This is a genomic window from Campylobacter sp. 7477a, from assembly GCF_014892335.1.
GTDB classification, from domain to species: Bacteria; Campylobacterota; Campylobacteria; order Campylobacterales; family Campylobacteraceae; genus Campylobacter_A; species Campylobacter_A californiensis.
Map to the genome: position 1 here is coordinate 74,387 of NZ_JADBJH010000005.1, position 15,906 is coordinate 90,292.

General features: G+C 38.0%; 17 protein-coding genes. 7 read left to right on the plus strand and 10 right to left on the minus strand.

What is annotated here, in order from left to right; genetic code table 11:
- Positions 1-3 precede the first annotated feature (3 nt).
- The 4 genes from CCAL5182_RS03375 (at position 4) to CCAL5182_RS03390 (ending at position 3,347) form a co-directional block, all read left to right on the plus strand.
- Positions 4-1,260: a malic enzyme-like NAD(P)-binding protein gene (locus tag CCAL5182_RS03375; RefSeq protein WP_336610257.1), complete on the plus strand. Its 1,257-nt coding sequence runs from the start codon at positions 4-6 to the stop codon at positions 1,258-1,260.
- Positions 1,261-1,312: 52 nt separating this feature from the next.
- Positions 1,313-1,960: a uracil phosphoribosyltransferase gene (gene upp, locus CCAL5182_RS03380; protein ID WP_169936868.1), complete on the plus strand. Its 648-nt coding sequence runs from the start codon at positions 1,313-1,315 to the stop codon at positions 1,958-1,960.
- A gap of 160 nt (positions 1,961-2,120) precedes the next feature.
- Positions 2,121-2,669: an NAD(P)H-dependent oxidoreductase gene (locus CCAL5182_RS03385; RefSeq protein WP_169936870.1), complete on the plus strand. Its 549-nt coding sequence runs from the start codon at positions 2,121-2,123 to the stop codon at positions 2,667-2,669.
- A 3-nt stretch (positions 2,670-2,672) separates the two neighbouring features.
- Positions 2,673-3,347, plus strand: coding sequence for an MqnA/MqnD/SBP family protein (locus CCAL5182_RS03390; protein WP_169936872.1), 675 nt, complete (start codon positions 2,673-2,675; stop codon positions 3,345-3,347).
- Positions 3,348-3,362: 15 nt separating this feature from the next.
- Here CCAL5182_RS03390 and CCAL5182_RS03395 read toward each other — a convergent pair whose 3' ends face one another.
- From CCAL5182_RS03395 to CCAL5182_RS03435, 9 genes are all read right to left on the minus strand, one after another.
- On the minus strand, positions 3,363-4,082 hold the full coding sequence (locus CCAL5182_RS03395) for a thioredoxin domain-containing protein (RefSeq protein WP_169936874.1): 720 nt from the start codon (positions 4,080-4,082) through the stop codon (positions 3,363-3,365).
- Between the two features lie 60 nt (positions 4,083-4,142).
- Positions 4,143-5,963, minus strand: coding sequence for a selenocysteine-specific translation elongation factor (selB, locus tag CCAL5182_RS03400; RefSeq protein WP_336610258.1), 1,821 nt, complete (start codon positions 5,961-5,963; stop codon positions 4,143-4,145).
- Positions 5,960-7,285: an L-seryl-tRNA(Sec) selenium transferase gene (selA, locus tag CCAL5182_RS03405; protein WP_169999904.1), complete on the minus strand. Its 1,326-nt coding sequence runs from the start codon at positions 7,283-7,285 to the stop codon at positions 5,960-5,962. The genes selB and selA overlap by 4 nt, the downstream gene beginning before the upstream one ends.
- A gap of 140 nt (positions 7,286-7,425) precedes the next feature.
- On the minus strand, positions 7,426-7,923 hold the full coding sequence (locus CCAL5182_RS03410; protein WP_169972016.1) for a redoxin domain-containing protein: 498 nt from the start codon (positions 7,921-7,923) through the stop codon (positions 7,426-7,428).
- Positions 7,924-7,939: 16 nt separating this feature from the next.
- Positions 7,940-8,623: a molybdate ABC transporter permease subunit gene (gene modB / locus CCAL5182_RS03415; RefSeq protein WP_336610259.1), complete on the minus strand. Its 684-nt coding sequence runs from the start codon at positions 8,621-8,623 to the stop codon at positions 7,940-7,942.
- Complete coding sequence (locus CCAL5182_RS03420) at positions 8,616-9,482, minus strand: sulfate/molybdate ABC transporter ATP-binding protein (protein ID WP_336610260.1); 867 nt, start codon at positions 9,480-9,482, stop codon at positions 8,616-8,618. Before CCAL5182_RS03420 ends, modB begins: the two co-directional genes overlap by 8 nt.
- Positions 9,479-9,868, minus strand: coding sequence for a TOBE domain-containing protein (locus CCAL5182_RS03425; protein ID WP_169972019.1), 390 nt, complete (start codon positions 9,866-9,868; stop codon positions 9,479-9,481). Before CCAL5182_RS03425 ends, CCAL5182_RS03420 begins: the two co-directional genes overlap by 4 nt.
- Positions 9,865-10,617 (minus strand): molybdate ABC transporter substrate-binding protein, encoded by a 753-nt coding sequence (gene modA / locus CCAL5182_RS03430; RefSeq protein ID WP_169999906.1) that lies wholly within the window; start codon positions 10,615-10,617, stop codon positions 9,865-9,867. The genes CCAL5182_RS03425 and modA overlap by 4 nt, the downstream gene beginning before the upstream one ends.
- Position 10,618: 1 nt before the next feature.
- Complete coding sequence (locus CCAL5182_RS03435) at positions 10,619-11,404, minus strand: TOBE domain-containing protein (RefSeq protein WP_336610261.1); 786 nt, start codon at positions 11,402-11,404, stop codon at positions 10,619-10,621.
- A gap of 157 nt (positions 11,405-11,561) precedes the next feature.
- Between CCAL5182_RS03435 and CCAL5182_RS03440 the strand changes: the two genes are divergently transcribed.
- From CCAL5182_RS03440 to CCAL5182_RS03450, 3 genes are read left to right on the plus strand one after another with little or no spacing between them, the layout of a single operon-like run.
- A complete protein-coding gene (locus CCAL5182_RS03440) occupies positions 11,562-12,263 on the plus strand; it encodes an MlaA family lipoprotein (RefSeq protein WP_169936893.1) in 702 nt (233 codons plus the stop codon).
- A 1-nt stretch (position 12,264) separates the two neighbouring features.
- Positions 12,265-12,861: an MlaC/ttg2D family ABC transporter substrate-binding protein gene (locus tag CCAL5182_RS03445; protein WP_169999908.1), complete on the plus strand. Its 597-nt coding sequence runs from the start codon at positions 12,265-12,267 to the stop codon at positions 12,859-12,861.
- A gap of 5 nt (positions 12,862-12,866) precedes the next feature.
- Positions 12,867-15,320, plus strand: coding sequence for an efflux RND transporter permease subunit (locus CCAL5182_RS03450; protein WP_336610262.1), 2,454 nt, complete (start codon positions 12,867-12,869; stop codon positions 15,318-15,320).
- Here the strand turns inward: CCAL5182_RS03450 and CCAL5182_RS03455 are convergent.
- A complete protein-coding gene (locus tag CCAL5182_RS03455) occupies positions 15,317-15,892 on the minus strand; it encodes a BON domain-containing protein (RefSeq protein WP_442862138.1) in 576 nt (191 codons plus the stop codon). The genes CCAL5182_RS03450 and CCAL5182_RS03455 overlap by 4 nt on opposite strands.
- Between the last annotated feature and the right edge of the window lie 14 nt (positions 15,893-15,906).

Here is a 15,906-nt window from a genome sequence, read left to right on the forward strand (position 1 = left end):
AAAATGAGTAAAGTTACAAAAGAAGAAGCATTAGCATACCACTTAGGCGGTAAGATCGCTATTAGCGTTAAGACACCTTGCGAAAGCGCACGCGATCTATCTATGGCATACACACCGGGTGTTGCCGAGCCATGCCGCGAGATAGAAGCTGATAACGAATTAGCTTACAAATACACAAACAAAGGCAACCTTGTAGCCGTTATCACAGATGGAACAGCAGTTCTTGGTCTTGGTGACATAGGAGCAGTAGCAGGCAAGCCTGTAATGGAAGGTAAAGCTGTTTTATTTAAAAAATTTGCAAATGTCGATGCTTTTGATATCGAGCTTGATGAAAACGATCCGGATAAAATCGTCGAGATTTGTAAAGCACTTTCACCGACATTTGGCGGTATAAATTTAGAAGACATTCGCGCTCCAAAATGTTTTGAGATAGAGCGTAAACTTCAAGAAGCGGTTGATATCCCTGTAATGCACGACGATCAACACGGAACCGCGATGATAACAAGTGCAGGCATGATAAATGCTATGGAAATTTCAGGCAAAGATATTTCTAAAATCAAGATCGTAGTTAGCGGTGCCGGAGCCGCAGGAATAGCTTGCGCTAAAATGTATAAAGCTCTTGGCGCAAAGCATATCGTAATGTGTGATAGCAAGGGTGTTATCCATAGCGAAAGAACCGATCTAACTCCTGAAAAGATAGAGTTTGCACTAAAAACTGACGACAGAACACTTGCGGATGCAATGAGAGGCGCTGATATGTTTTTAGGTCTATCAAAACCGGGCGTACTTACAAAAGAGATGGTTGCCTCTATGAATGCAGAGCCGATAATATTTGCTCTTGCCAACCCTACTCCTGAAATTTTCCCTGAAGAAGTTGCAGAGGTTAGAAGTGATGTCATGATGGGAACAGGAAGAAGCGACTATCCAAACCAAGTAAACAATGTCCTTGGCTTTCCATTTATCTTCCGTGGCGCGCTTGACGTGAGAGCTAAAAAGATCACCGAAAACATGAAAATGGCAGCCGCAAAAGCACTTGCTAATCTAGCAAAAGAGCCTGTTCCTGCTGATGTTTGCGCTGCATTTGGTGTAAAAGAGCTAAAATTTGGTAGAGACTACATCATACCAAAACCTTTTGATAAGCGCGTTTTAACAGCCGTTGCTCCAGCAGTAGCACAAGCTGCCGTAAATGACGGAGTAGCAAGAGTTAAAGACTTTGACGTAAAAGCTTATACTAAAAAACTTGCAGAAGGTATATTTTAATGTAAATTTTACGGGGCGTAAAAGCTCCGTAAAAACCAAATAAGGAAAGCAAATGGCTCATCAAATAGATAAAAATAACATCAAACTTATATCTCACCCGCTAATCGAGCACAAACTATCAATATTACGAGATAAAAAAACTGAACCATTTCAATTTCGTATGATAGTTGATGAGATTAGCCACCTAATGATCTTTGAAGCAACAAGAGATCTTGCTTTACGCGAGATCGAGGTGCAAACACCGGTTGCAAAGACAAAAGCTAAAAAACTAGCCACTAAGATCATGATATGCCCTATCTTGCGTGCAGCACTTGGCATGCTTGATAGCGTATTTACCATCATCCCGGATGCTGCGGTAGGTTTTTTGGGATTTCAAAGAAACGAAGAAACCGCGCAAGCCGAATTCTTCTACGCAAAGCTTCCGCCTGACGCATCTTCACGCATGGCTATTATCATAGATCCGATGTTTGCCACAGGTGGCACAGCGATAGATGCTGTCAAATTTCTAAAAGATAAGGGTGTAAAAAATATAAAATTTATATCCATCATAGCGGCTCCCGAGGGCTTAGCTCGTTTTAATGAAATTTATCCTGACGTCGAGGTTTATACGGCTGCAATTGACGAGAGATTAAACGAGAAAAACTACATAGTTCCTGGGCTTGGCGATGCCGGAGATAGAGTATTTAACACACTTTCGTAATTAAAAATTTAAAGCTTTTCGTTTTTTATAAATCAGAAAGCTTTAAATTTACAAACTCAATATCTTACTAAAACCTACCAAATATTACCAACCGCTCGAATTTAAGGTGTTTAAGTTTAAATTCACTGTATAATTACTAAAACCACAAAAGGAGAGTGCAATGAAAACACTTATCATAGCTTCACACCCGTATTTTGAAAATTCAAAAGCCAATAAATTTCTACTAAATGCAGCAAAAGAGGTGCCTGACGTAAAAATTCGTCATCTTGAGGATATCTACGGCACTAATACCAGAAATTTTGATGTTGCCCTTGAGCACTCTTTAATAGAGGAAGCGGATCGTATTGTGCTTCAGTTTCCTATGTTTTGGTTTAGTGTTCCGCCTCTTTTAAAAGCATATATTGACGAAATTTTCACTCACGGCTGGGCTTATGGTTCTGACGGCAACGCTCTTGTAGGCAAAGAGCTTCAAATCGTCGTAAGCACGGGAAGTTCGATAGACAAATACTCAAGAGAAGGCAGCATAAAACACTCGGTAGAAGAAATTTTATTACCTCTTAACCTAACCGCGAATTACTGCGGCATGGTGTTTAATAAAGTCTTTATCGTCGATGATGTTTTATCGAATATAGATAGTGAGAAATTTGGATTTTTAGCGCAAAAATACATAAAACTACTCAAAAATGAAATAGACGAAGAGGAAGAGTAGAATTTGATATTTGGCAAGATCGACTATCTTAATTTACTACCATTTCATGTCTTTTTAAAACGTAGCCCGCTTAAGAGCTACGTAAAAAAAAGTATAGAATTTAAAAAAGGTGTGCCAAGTAAGCTAAACTTGGCACTTCGTAAGAACCGCATAGATGCAGCTGTGATCTCAAGCGTAGAGAGCCGAAGAAAAATTTATAAAAAACTAGACCTAGGCATAGTTGCCAAAAATGATGTTAAAAGCGTTTTAGTGCGCAAAAATAGCACCTCAAGCCTTGACAATGCCAGTGCTAGCTCAAACATGCTAAGTAAGGTTTTAGGACTACAAGGCGAGGTGATCATAGGGGATCGTGCACTAAAAGCCTATCTAAACGAAGGTGAAGATAAATTTCACGACATGGCTAGCGCATGGCACAAAAAGACCAACCTGCCGTTTGTATTTGCTCGTTTTTGCTATAGAAAAGATGGCAAGATGTATGAAAAACTTACCAAGAATTTCTTACGCCAAAAGGTTAAAATTCCAAACTATATATTAGCCCAATATGCAAAAACAAGAGAAATTAGCCAAAACGATATAAAGTGGTATTTAAATTTTATAAGTTATAAGATCGGCGCAAAAGAGAAAAAAGCTCTTTTTATCTTTTTAAATCGCGCCGCAAAATTAAATTTCAAGCCTTAAAACAAGGCTTGAGTGTTATTTTTTAGTAAGTGCTGCTTCGTCTATATAAAACGGAACGCTTCTAAGTCCTGCACTTAAGTATTTTTTCCTTAGTTCGTCCATTTTTGCAACCTGCTCGTCAGTTACGCTTTTTGCAGGAACTTCAAATTTTTCGGCGAAGTATTTTCTTAGGATTTTAACCTTTTCGCTATCGCTTTTTGCTGTTTTTGTATCCTTATAAGCTAGATAACTTTTCTCAAGCGCGCTTCTATCATGCACAGGAGTTAGGATGATTTTTAAATTTTCTTTTTCAAGGACTTTCTCTATATTTGCAAGCTCATTTCTGCAGTAAGGGCACTCAGGATCACTAAATACAACCTTTGTAGGCTTTTTGCTATCGTTGCCGATTTTTATGATATTTTCGCTCTTTTCAGAGTTATAAACTTCAGCAAGTTTGCCAACTAGCATCTTCTCTTTAAAGTCGTTTTTATAGCTTTTACCTGTCTTTAGGTCAAGAACGTCGGGCAAAAGCAGATCGCCTTGAGTAAACACTATCTCATTTTCGCTTACTTTTCCGTCGCTTAGTTTTATAATAACGCCTTCAAAGTCGGGGTGATTTTCAAGCTTTTCGCGAGAAACTATCTCAGCGCTTACTCCTTGTGGGATGATTTGGTTGTAAAAACCTAAAATTTGATCATTTGTAACAGCAAACATCGAACTTGCCGCAATAACGCTTGTAAGTATTATCTTTTTCATTTCTATCCTTAAAATTGATTTCTTGCGATTATATAAAAATATTTTCAAACAATAGTTAAATCATGACTTTAACATGCGGTTCATGCCATCTTTTATGATATCGTTTGAACGATCAAGATGTTCAAGATATGCGATGATGTATTTTCTGCTTAGTCCTAGCCTATCTTTTGCATTTTGAACATTAACAAGACCTTGCTCTTTGATTATATCTCTAAGTTTAACCTCAGCTTCTTCAAGTGCTTTTGTTGTGACAAAAAGATTATGCGCCAAACGTGCAACACGACCTTGCGAGGTCAGTTTTTTTAAGGCGTTATCACCGCTTACTCTATCGACTTCAAGCTCATCGTAAATATTATAAGGAGCATCGGGAGCAAGCTTGGCGCTATCTAAAATTTTATAAATTTCATCCTCTAGCCTGACTTTTAACTCACTAAGATCAACTCCTGTTTTTGTATAAACACCGTCATTTTTTGTTATAAGCCTAGCCTCTTCAAGCTCGTTTAAAGCCGTAACCACGAGCTTCTCGCTCGCCCAACCGAGCTTAAGCGATATACTAGCCGGAGAAAATATCGCAAATTGGTTTTTCTCAAGGATAAATTTTGTAAAGCCTTTTACACGCTCTATTGCCGATATATCATAGATATTTAACATAGCCTCATCGACAAATGCGTTTTTTAAACTCTTTGCGATATTTATCGCCTCTTCGTGTGTTAGTCCAAAGCGCTGAAATGCGCTTATGATACCAAAGCCGTTTTTATGCGTATCTTTTAAAATTTCAAATGCGGTTTTAAAGTCAAATTTATTTAAAGCATTTAAAAAGAGAACTTTACCTTGCTTTTTCATAGGCTCGCTGATAGGGTTTAACACACGTCCACCACCTATAACACGCGCATTTGCTATCAAAACAAACGGCTCATTAAATTTCAAAAACATCTCTTTATCAAATTTAAATGTAGCAAATATACTTCCGTTTTCTTTACTTAAGATAAGTGCTTTTGCGGCGCATTGTTTGCTTCCTACGCAAAAAGTTACATTTTCATTATGCGATAAACTTTCGCTAAAAACTACAGCATCTGCCTCTAAAAATCCTCTAAAAAAGCCCTTTTTGCTTAACAACTGTCCCTTTTTAAGCTCACTTAGCTCTGCACCCGTTAAATTTAACGCCACACGGTTGCTAGCTTGCTCACTCTCTACAAAGCTATCATGCACTTGCACACTTCTTACCGTAAGCTCTTTGCCAAGATCGTAGTTAAAGACTTTTTCATTCTTACGCACGCTTCCTTCGATAACACTTCCTGTTACAACAGACCCAACGCCTTTTATACTAAAAACACGGTCTATATAGTAGCGAAAAACACCGTCTACGGGGCGAATTTTTGGCTTTATGTTAAAGAGATAATTTCTAAGTTCATTTATGCTATTTTCATCTTTTATGCTTGTGTGAAAAACTTCAAGAATTTGTAAATTTTTAAACCCGGCTATATACTCATGAATTTCATGTTCACGTTCCAAAAGCTCGGTCCTACTTACAAGATCACTCTTGCTAATTGCAACAACAATGGAATTTACGCCAAGTAAATTTAAGACATTTATGTGTTCTTTGGTTTGCGGCATTATACCGTCATTCGCAGCTACTACAAGCAAGCACGCATCAAAGCCAAACGCACCACTTATCATGGTTTTAACCAAGTTTTCGTGTCCCGGAACATCGATAAAAGCGATATTTTCATCGCCTCTTTTTAAATTTGAAAAGCTGAGATCTATCGTGATACCTCGCTCTTTTTCTTGCTTCATTCTATCGCCTTCAAAGCCGTTTAAAGCCTTGATGAGAGCTGTTTTACCGTGGTCAATATGTCCTGCGGTGCCGATTATCACGCTCATTTTGCTACCTCGTTTATTATTTTGATTAGTCTATTAACATCCTTATCTAAAACACTTCTAAGATCAAGTATAAATTTATCATTTTCTATACGTCCTATCACGCGTTTAGCACGAAATTTAGCCTCATTTTGCATGGCATCACCCTCAAAACACAAAGCAACGCTAGGTATGTTTTTATTTGGCATAGTTCCGCCGCCCACAAAGGTACTTGTGTGATAAATTTCAAGCTCTTTTTTCAAGCTTTTATTTATAACATTTGCTAAAATTTCAAGCTCATGAGTGCTTTTATAAAGTTGATTTACGGTAGGGATTAGGGTAAATTCTTTATTTATATAAGCCTTTATGCTTTCACAAAGCAAAGAGATGATGACTTTATCCACGCGAAGCATTCTTAAAAGCTGGTTTTTACGAAGTTTTGCGATAAGCTCCTTTTTACCCAAGATCACGCCGCACTGAACTGAGCCAAAAAGCTTATCCCCGCTAAAGCTCACAAGACTAACTCCGCTTTGCAAGACCTTACTCACATTTGGTTCGTTTTTGCCAAGATTATAAGGCAGCTCGCCCACATATCCACTTCCAAGATCGTAATAATCAAGCAAATTTTTCTCGCGTGCAATCCTAGCTATCTCATCTATGCCAACATCTTCGCTAAAACCCACTATATCAAAATTTGAGCGATGGACTTTTAAAAGCATTTTTGTGTTTTCGTTTAAGGCATTTTCATAATCACTCAGCTTTGTTTTGTTTGTAGTGCCGATCTCTTTTAGGCTAGTTCCAGAAGCGCTCATCACGTCAGGCACTCTAAAACTTCCGCCTATCTCTACTAATTCACCTCTGCTAACTACCGTTTCGCCACCCTTTGCAAACGTGTTAAGCACCAAAAAAACAGCACTCGCGTTGTTATTTACTATAAGCGCGTCTTCGCTGTTAAAAAGCGCCGATAAAAGGCGACTTATGTGGTCGTAGCGGTTGCCTCTTTTGCCTAAATTTAAGTTATATTCCAAGCTTGAATAAGAGCAAACAAGCTCTTTTGCCCGGTCGTAAATTTGCTCATCTATAACGCTTCTTCCTAAATTTGTATGTATAACGACACCTGTTGCGTTTATAACGCCTACAAAGCCGCTTTGTTCGTATTCGCGGTATTTTTGTGCTATTTTTTCGATTATCTCATCTTTACTTAGACAAGACGAAGTCTGCCTTAAAAGTTCCCTTTGTTCATTTAAAATTTCTCTTGAAATTTCACTTAGTATCGGTTTTACGGCGTCATGAAAGCGCTCTAAATTTAATATCTTATCAACTTGTGGCAGATTTTGAAAGCTCATATTGTTCTCCAAGCAATTTTGTTTTACTTTTTATATTTTAACACAAAATTTTTACATTTGAATTTACTTTACCTGCTTGGAGTATTTGGCTTTACAACAAACAACGACGACGGTTATAAAGCCAAATTTATAAGAAGCTATTAGCGGTTTAAATTTTTGATGAACTCAAGAGTTGTTTGTGCGTCGTTTGCGACGTCTGTTACGATTTTTTGACTTATTATCTCGCCATTTTTTATAACAAAAGTTTGGCGAAAGTAAAATTTCTTACCATCAGGAGTGTAGAAGCTTTTAAGTCCTAAAGCCTCCTCTAGCATGAAATTTTCATCGTTTAAAAACAGATAACTAGCCTCTATCTCGCTCTTAAATTTAGCCTGTTCGTCTGCGCCGTGTGTTCCGATGCCGATAAGACTAAAGCCTAAAAGCTCAAATTCATCCTTCAAGCACTCATACGCCTTGCCCTGAGGTGTGCAGCCCACAAGTCCGTTTGTGTTTTTATACTCCTCTTCAAGAGCCTTGCCACTTTGACCCATTTTTGGATAAAAGATCAAAACACAATCGTTTAGCTCGCAGAATCTAGAAAGCTCAAATTCTTGATTTTGGTGAGTTTTTAGCGTAATGTTTTGTGGAAATTTACTCATACCTATCCTTTAAATTTTAACCATTATAGCCTATTTTAGCGTGTTTTGCATTTAAATAATAAACCATAAAAAGCACACAAAAACTAACAGCCAACATGAGCGCGGCGTATACATGCGCCTTTGTATAATCAAGCATTTCAACCGCCTCAAATATCGCTATACTAGCGACCTTTGTTTCACCCTGCACGCTTCCACCGATAAGCAAAACCACGCCAAACTCGCCCATCGTATGCGCAAAGCTAACCACGATAGCTGTTAGTAAATTTGGCTTTATATTTGGCAAAGCCACATGAAAAAGCGTTGAAATTTTACCCTTGCCAAGGGAGTAACTTGCCTCAAAAAGACTAGGCTTTAAGCTGTTAAAGCCTGCATAAAGCGGCGAAAACATAAACGGAAGCGAGTAGATACAGCTAGCAACAACAAGCCCCGTGAAGTTAAACACAAGTCTAACATCAAAAACACGCTCGATAAAGCCTCCAAGCGGAGAATAAGGCGATAAAAATATCAAAAGATAAAAGCCCAACACACTTGGCGGAAGCACTAGCGGAAGCGATACAAGTCCTTCTAAGAGTGGTTTTGTTTTAAATTTAACCCTGCTCATCACATAAGAGAGTGGAAGCGTGATAAAAAAGAGGATGATAGTCGAAACAAAGGCTAGTTTAAGCGATAGAACAAACGGCTCAAAATCGATATCAAACATCTTTTACCTTTTTTAAATTTATACCAAAAGCCTTCGCGCTTACGATAACCTCATCAGCGACTTTTAAATTTAATGCCTCTGCGTCACTTAAAACCACTTCGCAAAGCTGTCCTGCGACCAAAACCAAAACCACGAATATCGCATCTTGACGCTTTATATCCAAAACTTTACCACTAAATGCAAATTTTTGCGAACCGCTTTGTCTTAAAAATATCTCCGCACTGCTTCCGCTTGAGATGATTTTGCCATTTTCAAGCACGAAAACTTTCGAGCAAAGCTTGTAAATTTCACCCACGTCATGACTTACAAGCACCACGCTCATGCCAAATTCCTCGTGAAATTTCAACAAATAATCCTGAAGCTTTACTCGCATATCGTTATCAAGCGCACTTAATGGCTCGTCAAGCAGTAAAATTTCAGGCTCTCTCATAACAGCACGAGCTAGAGCTACGCGTTGCTTTTGTCCGCCCGAAAGCGAAGAGATGGAGGCATTTTCAAGCCCTTTAAGCTCGCAAATTTCTAAAAGTTTGCTAGCTAAAGCGTGGTCGTTTTTAGCAAAAAGTAGATTTTTAACTACATTCATATTGTCAAAAAGCGCGTAGTCTTGAAACAAAAAGCCGATATTTCTCTTTTGAGCAGCCAAATTTATATCCCCATCAAAGAACGTCCGACCCCCGACCTTGATAAAGCCGCTATCTGGCGTTTCAAACCCTGCAAGCATACGCAATATCGTGGTCTTACCGCTTCCGCTTTTGCCATAAAGTGCGACAAATTCGCCCTTTTGTATGTTTAAATTTACATCCAGCAAGAACTTTCCATTTGCACCGTTAAGCTCCTTTTTACACGAAATTTCTATCATATTACCTCGCTTATATGAAGTGAGGTTGACTTAACATAGGCAAAAACTCGCTCACCAACCTTTAAATTTAGATCTTTACAAGAGCCGGCGGTAATGATACTTTCAAACTCAAATTCATCAAATTTCAAATGAATCGCGCTTAAGATTTCTCCCGCTGAAATTTTAGTGACAAGGGCTGGAATTTTGTTTTTAACCGAACAAGCTTCAAGCTCTTTTGTGGCAATTATCACGTCAGAACTCTTAAAATTTAACATCACATCCCTACCCTCAAAAACTCCATCTATCCTATCAAGAGAGAGCATAAAAAGATAAATTTGAGCTGCTTGAAATTTATACAGGCTAACTCCATTTTTGGTTGTTATGTTTAAAATTTTAGCTTTTATCATTTCTTTGGCACGTTATAACCGAATTTCTTAAAGATATCCGCACCGTTCTTGCTTAACACAAAGTCGTAAAAAGCCCTTGCTTCGTCGTTATTTTCGGCACGCTTAGTTATAACGATGCCTTGGTCGATCGGCGTATATAAAGACGGATCAACAAAAGCGTAGTTTACGCCCTCTTTATACTTTGACATCTTTACATCATAAAGCGCGCTAGCCGCGATAAAACCGACATCGGCAGCACTAAGTGCTTGAGAAAGAGTTTCTGAAATTTTTTGTGTGTAGACTATGCTTTTTTCTACCTTATCAAATAAATTTGCATTTTTTAAAGCCTCTATGCTCGCCTTGCCGTAAGGAGCGGTGTTTGGATTTGCTATAGAGATTGATTTTAGGTTGCTAAGCGCATTTAAACCCTTTGAGAAATCAACATCTCTAATGCTAAACATCGCTAAAGCACCTTGCGCGTAAACAACCGGTCTAGTCGCACTAAAACCGCTCTCATCAAGCTTTCTTGCAAAGTCCATATCTGCAGCCATGAACACATCGGCAGGAGCCGAGTTTTGTATCTGCGTTACAAGAGCTCCACTAGCCCCAAGTGTTACGCTGATCTTGGTTTTAGGATTTGCCTTGTTAAACTCGGCTATAAGCTCAGGAAAGGCATAAGTCGTATTTGCCGCAGCAAATACATTTACCTCACCGCCAAACAGCGCGCTTGCTAACACCGCACTAAGTGTTAATGAAGAGAGAAATTTCATTTTAAACTCCTATTATGATTTGTGATGATTTTATTACAGCATTAAATTCATCTCCGACACCTACCTTAAACTCCATAGCACTATCTTTTGAGATGAGAGCGGTTATGGTTTGCCCCATCGAGATGTCCATAGTTATCTCGGCATTTACGGCTCCGATCTTAGCCGATACAACCTTGCCTTTTAGCAAATTCGTCTCACTTAGCTTTAGCTCATCATCAAGACTACAAAGCATGACCGAAGGCGCTTTAAATATAAAAATAACCCTCTTGCCGACCTTTAAATTTAAATTTTTCTCGCTTTCGCAAGTTATACTTGCATGTAGTTTTTTCCCGCTATTTAAGCGAGCTACGACCTCGGTGTTTACCGCACCTGTGTTTATCTCTACGATCTCGCAAGAAAGCTGGTTTCTAGCGCTAAGGCTCATACTCATGTGCCCTAGATTTACGATATCAAGCTCTTCTATATCCATGCTTTGGCAAATTTTGTTTAGATACTCTTTTTGAGTATTAAGCAGCGTTTCAAAAAGCTCGATCATCTTATGACCGTATTGACTTAACTCCGAGCCACTGTTTTTCTTCTTGCCGTCAGCACGGATAACTAGCGGCTTATGACTTTTGTTATTTATAACATCAAGGCTATCCCATGCGTTTTTGTATGAAATTCCAACCACCTGTGCAGCTTTTGTGATGCTTTTAGTATCGCGTATCGCCTTTAGCAGCTCAATATGCTTTGCTAAAATTTGAATGTCATTTCCCAAAAACAGCTCTAAACTAATATCTGCCCTCATAAATTCCCTTAAAATAAATAATATATAAAAAAATAATTTCACAAGTATATTAAATAACACATATACTTTAGCTTAAACCCAAACAACGAAATTTAATTTTTTCAAAGTTATAAAAGAGTAAAATCAAAGGTTTTACATTTAATATTTAGGGCGTTTTATGAGATTTATTTTAGCTATTTTTTTTAGTGCTGCGTTACTTTTTGCAAATACAAATCAAAGCGAAACTGACGAATTTGATGTCGAATTTGGCACGCAAACAACGACATTTGACCCTCTTAGCGGATATAACCGTGTTATGACAAGCTTTAACGACTTTGTCTATGTAAACATGCTAACCCCGGCAGCCAGAGGCTATGCCTATGTCGTGCCAAAAACCACTAGAACGGTTATTTCAAATTTCTTTGATAACCTCATGTTTCCTATCCGTTTTGTAAATAATTTACTCCAATTTAAATTTAAAAATGCCGGCGAAGAGACGCTTAGGTTTTTAGCAAATACAATAATCGGCTTTGGCGGACTAACAGACGGCGCAAAATACTACGGTCTTGAAAAACATGACGAGGACTTTGGACAAACACTTGGGACTTGGGGTATCGCGAGCGGTTTTCATGTGGTTTTACCGCTTCTTGGACCATCAAATTTAAGAGATATGGTAGGTATGGCGGGGGATTATTTTGCTAATCCTATAAGCTACATCGAAGATGACTGGACGGCTTTTGGTATCAAGACGTTTGCTTACTTTAATGAGTTTTCCCACGATCCTTTAGCCTATGAAAATCTCAAAAAAGACGCAGTCGAGCTATATCCGTTTTTGCGTGACGCATACGAACAAAGACGCGAACATCTAATAAAGGAATAAAATGAAATTTTATAAAATTTTACTTGGAATTTGTCTATTTTTAAACTCGGCTTTTGGAATTAACGAAAATGAGATAAAAGACGAAGTTATCAAAAAAACAAATTTAGCTATAGAGGTTTTAAAAAACAGCGAACTTGACAATGAAACAAAGTCAAAAGAGCTGTTTAAAATTTTTGATCCACTCTTTGACTATAAACAAATGGCAAAAATCAGCCTTGCAAAGCGCTATAACTCGTTAAGCAAAGAGGAGCAAGAGAAATTTAATATCGCTTTTGAGCAAAAACTTAAAAATTCATACATCGATAAACTCCTAAGCTACACAAACCAAGAGGTCATCATACAAGACGCGACAAGACCGCAACCCACAAGATATTGGCTAAATTCACAGCTCATAAGCGATGGTAAAACGTATGATTTCGTATATAAATTTTATGACGCAAAAGAACGTGGCTGGTTGATTTACGACCTTGATATCATCGGAGTTAGCGTCATACAAACTTACCGCAGTCAGTTTGGCGATATGCTTGATAATGCTGACTTTGAGACACTTTTAACAAAGCTAAATCAAGCAAATTTACCAAGCCAAGACGATAAATAGCATTAATGCGCCGAGTTTTTAAATTTATACTAAATTTCAACAAGCTTGTCATCGCCTCGGTGATGATAGCTTGTCTTGCGTTTGCGTATCTTAGCACCAAGCTTAGCATAGATGCTTCGGCCGAAACCCTGCTTATCGAAAACGATCCCGATCTTGACGCATGGCGTAAAATTTCACAGCGTTACATTTCGCCGAATTTCCTTGTCATCGCCTACACTCCAAAAACCGATCTTTTTGATAAACAAAATTTAGAGCTGATCAAAAATTTAAGCGACGAGCTAAAGCAAAACAGCATGATAGATGGAGTTTTATCCATACTTACCGTGCCATTACTTCAAAGCGTAGAGGGCGGTCTTAGCGGGATTTTAAAACACACGCCGACACTAGCGGATAAGGATATAAATTTAACCAAAGTAAAGCAAGAATTTCAAACAAGTCCGCTTTATAGTAAAAATTTAATCAGCCAAGACCTAAAAACAACCGCCATAGTTTTACATCTAAAAGACGATGAAAAATTTAACTCGCTTTTAGGCAAAAGAAATGATTTTTTAATAAAAGAAAAGGAAGTCGGTTTAAACCCAAAAGAACTTCAAGAATTTGAAAAGATAAAAGGCGAATTTAAAAGATACAGAGATGAGCTTCGTATCAAAGAGCATGAAAATTTAGAGCAGATAAAAGCAACGATAGCCAAATTTCACAGTGATGAGCACAAGTTATTTTTAGGCGGAGCAAACATGATCGCTGACGATATGATAAGCTTTGTGCGCTCAGACCTTTATATATACGGCATAAGTGTGGCGTTGCTACTAGCCTTTAGCCTATGGATGTTTTTTAGACAAATTCGCTGGGTTGTCTTACCTGTATTTATATGCGTCACAAGCGTTATCTTTACGACAGGTATATTTGGACTTTTTGGCTGGGAAGTAACTGTGATAAGCTCAAACTACGTTGCCCTTCAGCTTATTATAACCATATCGACTGTCATACACCTCATCGTAAGTTATAGGGAATTTTTCATAAAACATCCGAATTTTAGTCAAAAGCAGCTTGTGTATCTTACTTTAAGAGATAAATTTAGCCCATCTTTTTGGGCGATATTTACGACGATAGTCGGCTTTAGTTCGTTAATGAGTGCGGAGATAAAGCCTGTTATCATGCTTGGTGTGATGATGAGTTCCGGTATCGCCATCTCGCTTGTAGTCGCGTTTTTATTATTTGGCTCAGTTGTTGTAAATTTAAGCAAACTTCCTCCCGTTAGGACATTTGAAAACAAATTTCATCTTACAAAACAGTGTGCCTCTTTAGCCATAAACTCACGCAAAGCGGTATATCTTATATGTGCTTTTATCATTATTTTTGGACTTATAGGCATAAGCAAACTACGAGTAGAAAATAGCTTTATTGGGTATTTTAAAAAAGATACGCAGATATATCAAGGCATGGAAGTCATAGACACACAGCTTGGAGGCACGATACCCGTTGATGTTATAGTTACATTTAACGAAGCCAAAGAGGAGACAAAAAATGACGAAAAAGAGGAAAAAGACGAATTCGAAGATGAGTTTAGCCAGCAGGCAAATGATGCAAAATACTGGTTTAACAGCTATCACACGCGTATAGCCCAGAAGATACATGAACATTTGTTAGAACAAAATTTCATCGGACATGTAAGCTCTCTTGGAACTCTTATAAAAGTCATGAAAGACCTAAACAACGGCACTCTTGATGACTTTTTGCTGTCTGCGATGTATAGTGAGCTCCCTGATAAATACAAAAACATCCTGCTAAGCCCTTATGTTAATGTCGAGCACAACCAGCTTAGGTTTAGCATGAGAGTTGTTGATAGCGATAAAAATTTACACCGCGATGAATTTTTAAAAGAGCTTGAAAGCGGTGTTAAAGAGCTTGTTAAAAACGACAATGTAACAGTGCAAGTCGTTGGCATGATGGTGCTTTATAACAACATGCTTCAAAATTTAATAAGCTCGCAAGTGGATACATTTGCACTTACCATACTTTTACTATTTTTGGTATTTTGCTTTATATTTAAAAGCATAAAACTTGCAATGATAGCCATTACGGCAAATTTAATCCCCCTTTGCACGCTTTTTGGCGTAATGGGAACGCTTGGTGTACCGCTTGATGTCATGAGTATAACCATAGCGGCGATTAGTATCGGTATCGGCGTTGATGATATCATACACTACGTCCACCGTCTTCGCGAAGAACTAGTAACAAAGCCGATCATACAAAGCATAAAAGCAAGCCATGCAAGCATAGGATATGCGATGTATTACACCTCTTTTACGGTGTTTTTGGGCTTTAGCGTAATGACAACAAGCAACTTTATCCCGACTATTTATTTTGGTCTGCTAACAGACCTAGTGATGGCGTTTATGCTACTTGGGGCATTAGTGATACTACCAAGCCTTGTTATAAGCTTTAGCAAGAAAGGTTAGCGAGAAAGTTTTAAAAACGAATATACATCGGCAACTCCGTCAATGTGTTTTGCATACCAAATAGCGTATTTTTCTTGCTCCATACTACTTACAACTCCACTAAATACGACATCGCAACCAACAACGCTAACTCTAACGTTTGTGCCCTCCACCACACTATCTTTAAATAAATTTGTCTTTAAATCACTAAAAATTTTAAGACTATCGCAGTTATATTTATCTTGTTTTATCTTTATATATGTGTAAATTTTACTTACGCCATCGGTGTTTTTAGCAATATTAATAAGCTTTTGTCTCATATTTTCATCAGCAACTACGCCGATGAGATAAACTTCGCCGTAAAAGCACTCGATCTCTATATCAACCACGCTAAGTCCGCTCGCAAATAAAATTTTACTTTGGATTTTACTTTGGATAAATTTATCTTTTGTTATGGAGGATATGTCGCGTTCATCTCGCGAGATAGAATATGCATCATATACGTTTAACACACCGGTAGCCGGCGTAAGCCCGCCAACACAGCCTGCAAATACAAAAACAAACAGACAAATCACAAACGGCTTAAATATCACACATCCTTATAATT

What these genes read in the sequence shown, in the direction of transcription:
- CCAL5182_RS03375 (WP_336610257.1), top strand. Translation starts at nt 4, where the DNA reads ATGAGTAAAGTTACAAAAGAAGAAGCATTAGCATACCACTTAGGCGGT.
- upp (WP_169936868.1), top strand. Translation starts at nt 1,313, where the DNA reads ATGGCTCATCAAATAGATAAAAATAACATCAAACTTATATCTCACCCG.
- CCAL5182_RS03385 (WP_169936870.1), top strand. Translation starts at nt 2,121, where the DNA reads ATGAAAACACTTATCATAGCTTCACACCCGTATTTTGAAAATTCAAAA.
- CCAL5182_RS03395 (WP_169936874.1), bottom strand. Translation starts at nt 4,082, where the DNA reads ATGAAAAAGATAATACTTACAAGCGTTATTGCGGCAAGTTCGATGTTT.
- selB (WP_336610258.1), bottom strand. Translation starts at nt 5,963, where the DNA reads ATGAGCGTGATAATCGGCACCGCAGGACATATTGACCACGGTAAAACA.
- selA (WP_169999904.1), bottom strand. Translation starts at nt 7,285, where the DNA reads ATGAGCTTTCAAAATCTGCCACAAGTTGATAAGATATTAAATTTAGAG.
- CCAL5182_RS03410 (WP_169972016.1), bottom strand. Translation starts at nt 7,923, where the DNA reads ATGAGTAAATTTCCACAAAACATTACGCTAAAAACTCACCAAAATCAA.
- modB (WP_336610259.1), bottom strand. Translation starts at nt 8,623, where the DNA reads ATGTTTGATATCGATTTTGAGCCGTTTGTTCTATCGCTTAAACTAGCC.
- CCAL5182_RS03420 (WP_336610260.1), bottom strand. Translation starts at nt 9,482, where the DNA reads ATGATAGAAATTTCGTGTAAAAAGGAGCTTAACGGTGCAAATGGAAAG.
- CCAL5182_RS03425 (WP_169972019.1), bottom strand. Translation starts at nt 9,868, where the DNA reads ATGATAAAAGCTAAAATTTTAAACATAACAACCAAAAATGGAGTTAGC.
- modA (WP_169999906.1), bottom strand. Translation starts at nt 10,617, where the DNA reads ATGAAATTTCTCTCTTCATTAACACTTAGTGCGGTGTTAGCAAGCGCG.
- CCAL5182_RS03435 (WP_336610261.1), bottom strand. Translation starts at nt 11,404, where the DNA reads ATGAGGGCAGATATTAGTTTAGAGCTGTTTTTGGGAAATGACATTCAA.
- CCAL5182_RS03440 (WP_169936893.1), top strand. Translation starts at nt 11,562, where the DNA reads ATGAGATTTATTTTAGCTATTTTTTTTAGTGCTGCGTTACTTTTTGCA.
- CCAL5182_RS03445 (WP_169999908.1), top strand. Translation starts at nt 12,265, where the DNA reads ATGAAATTTTATAAAATTTTACTTGGAATTTGTCTATTTTTAAACTCG.
- CCAL5182_RS03450 (WP_336610262.1), top strand. Translation starts at nt 12,867, where the DNA reads ATGCGCCGAGTTTTTAAATTTATACTAAATTTCAACAAGCTTGTCATC.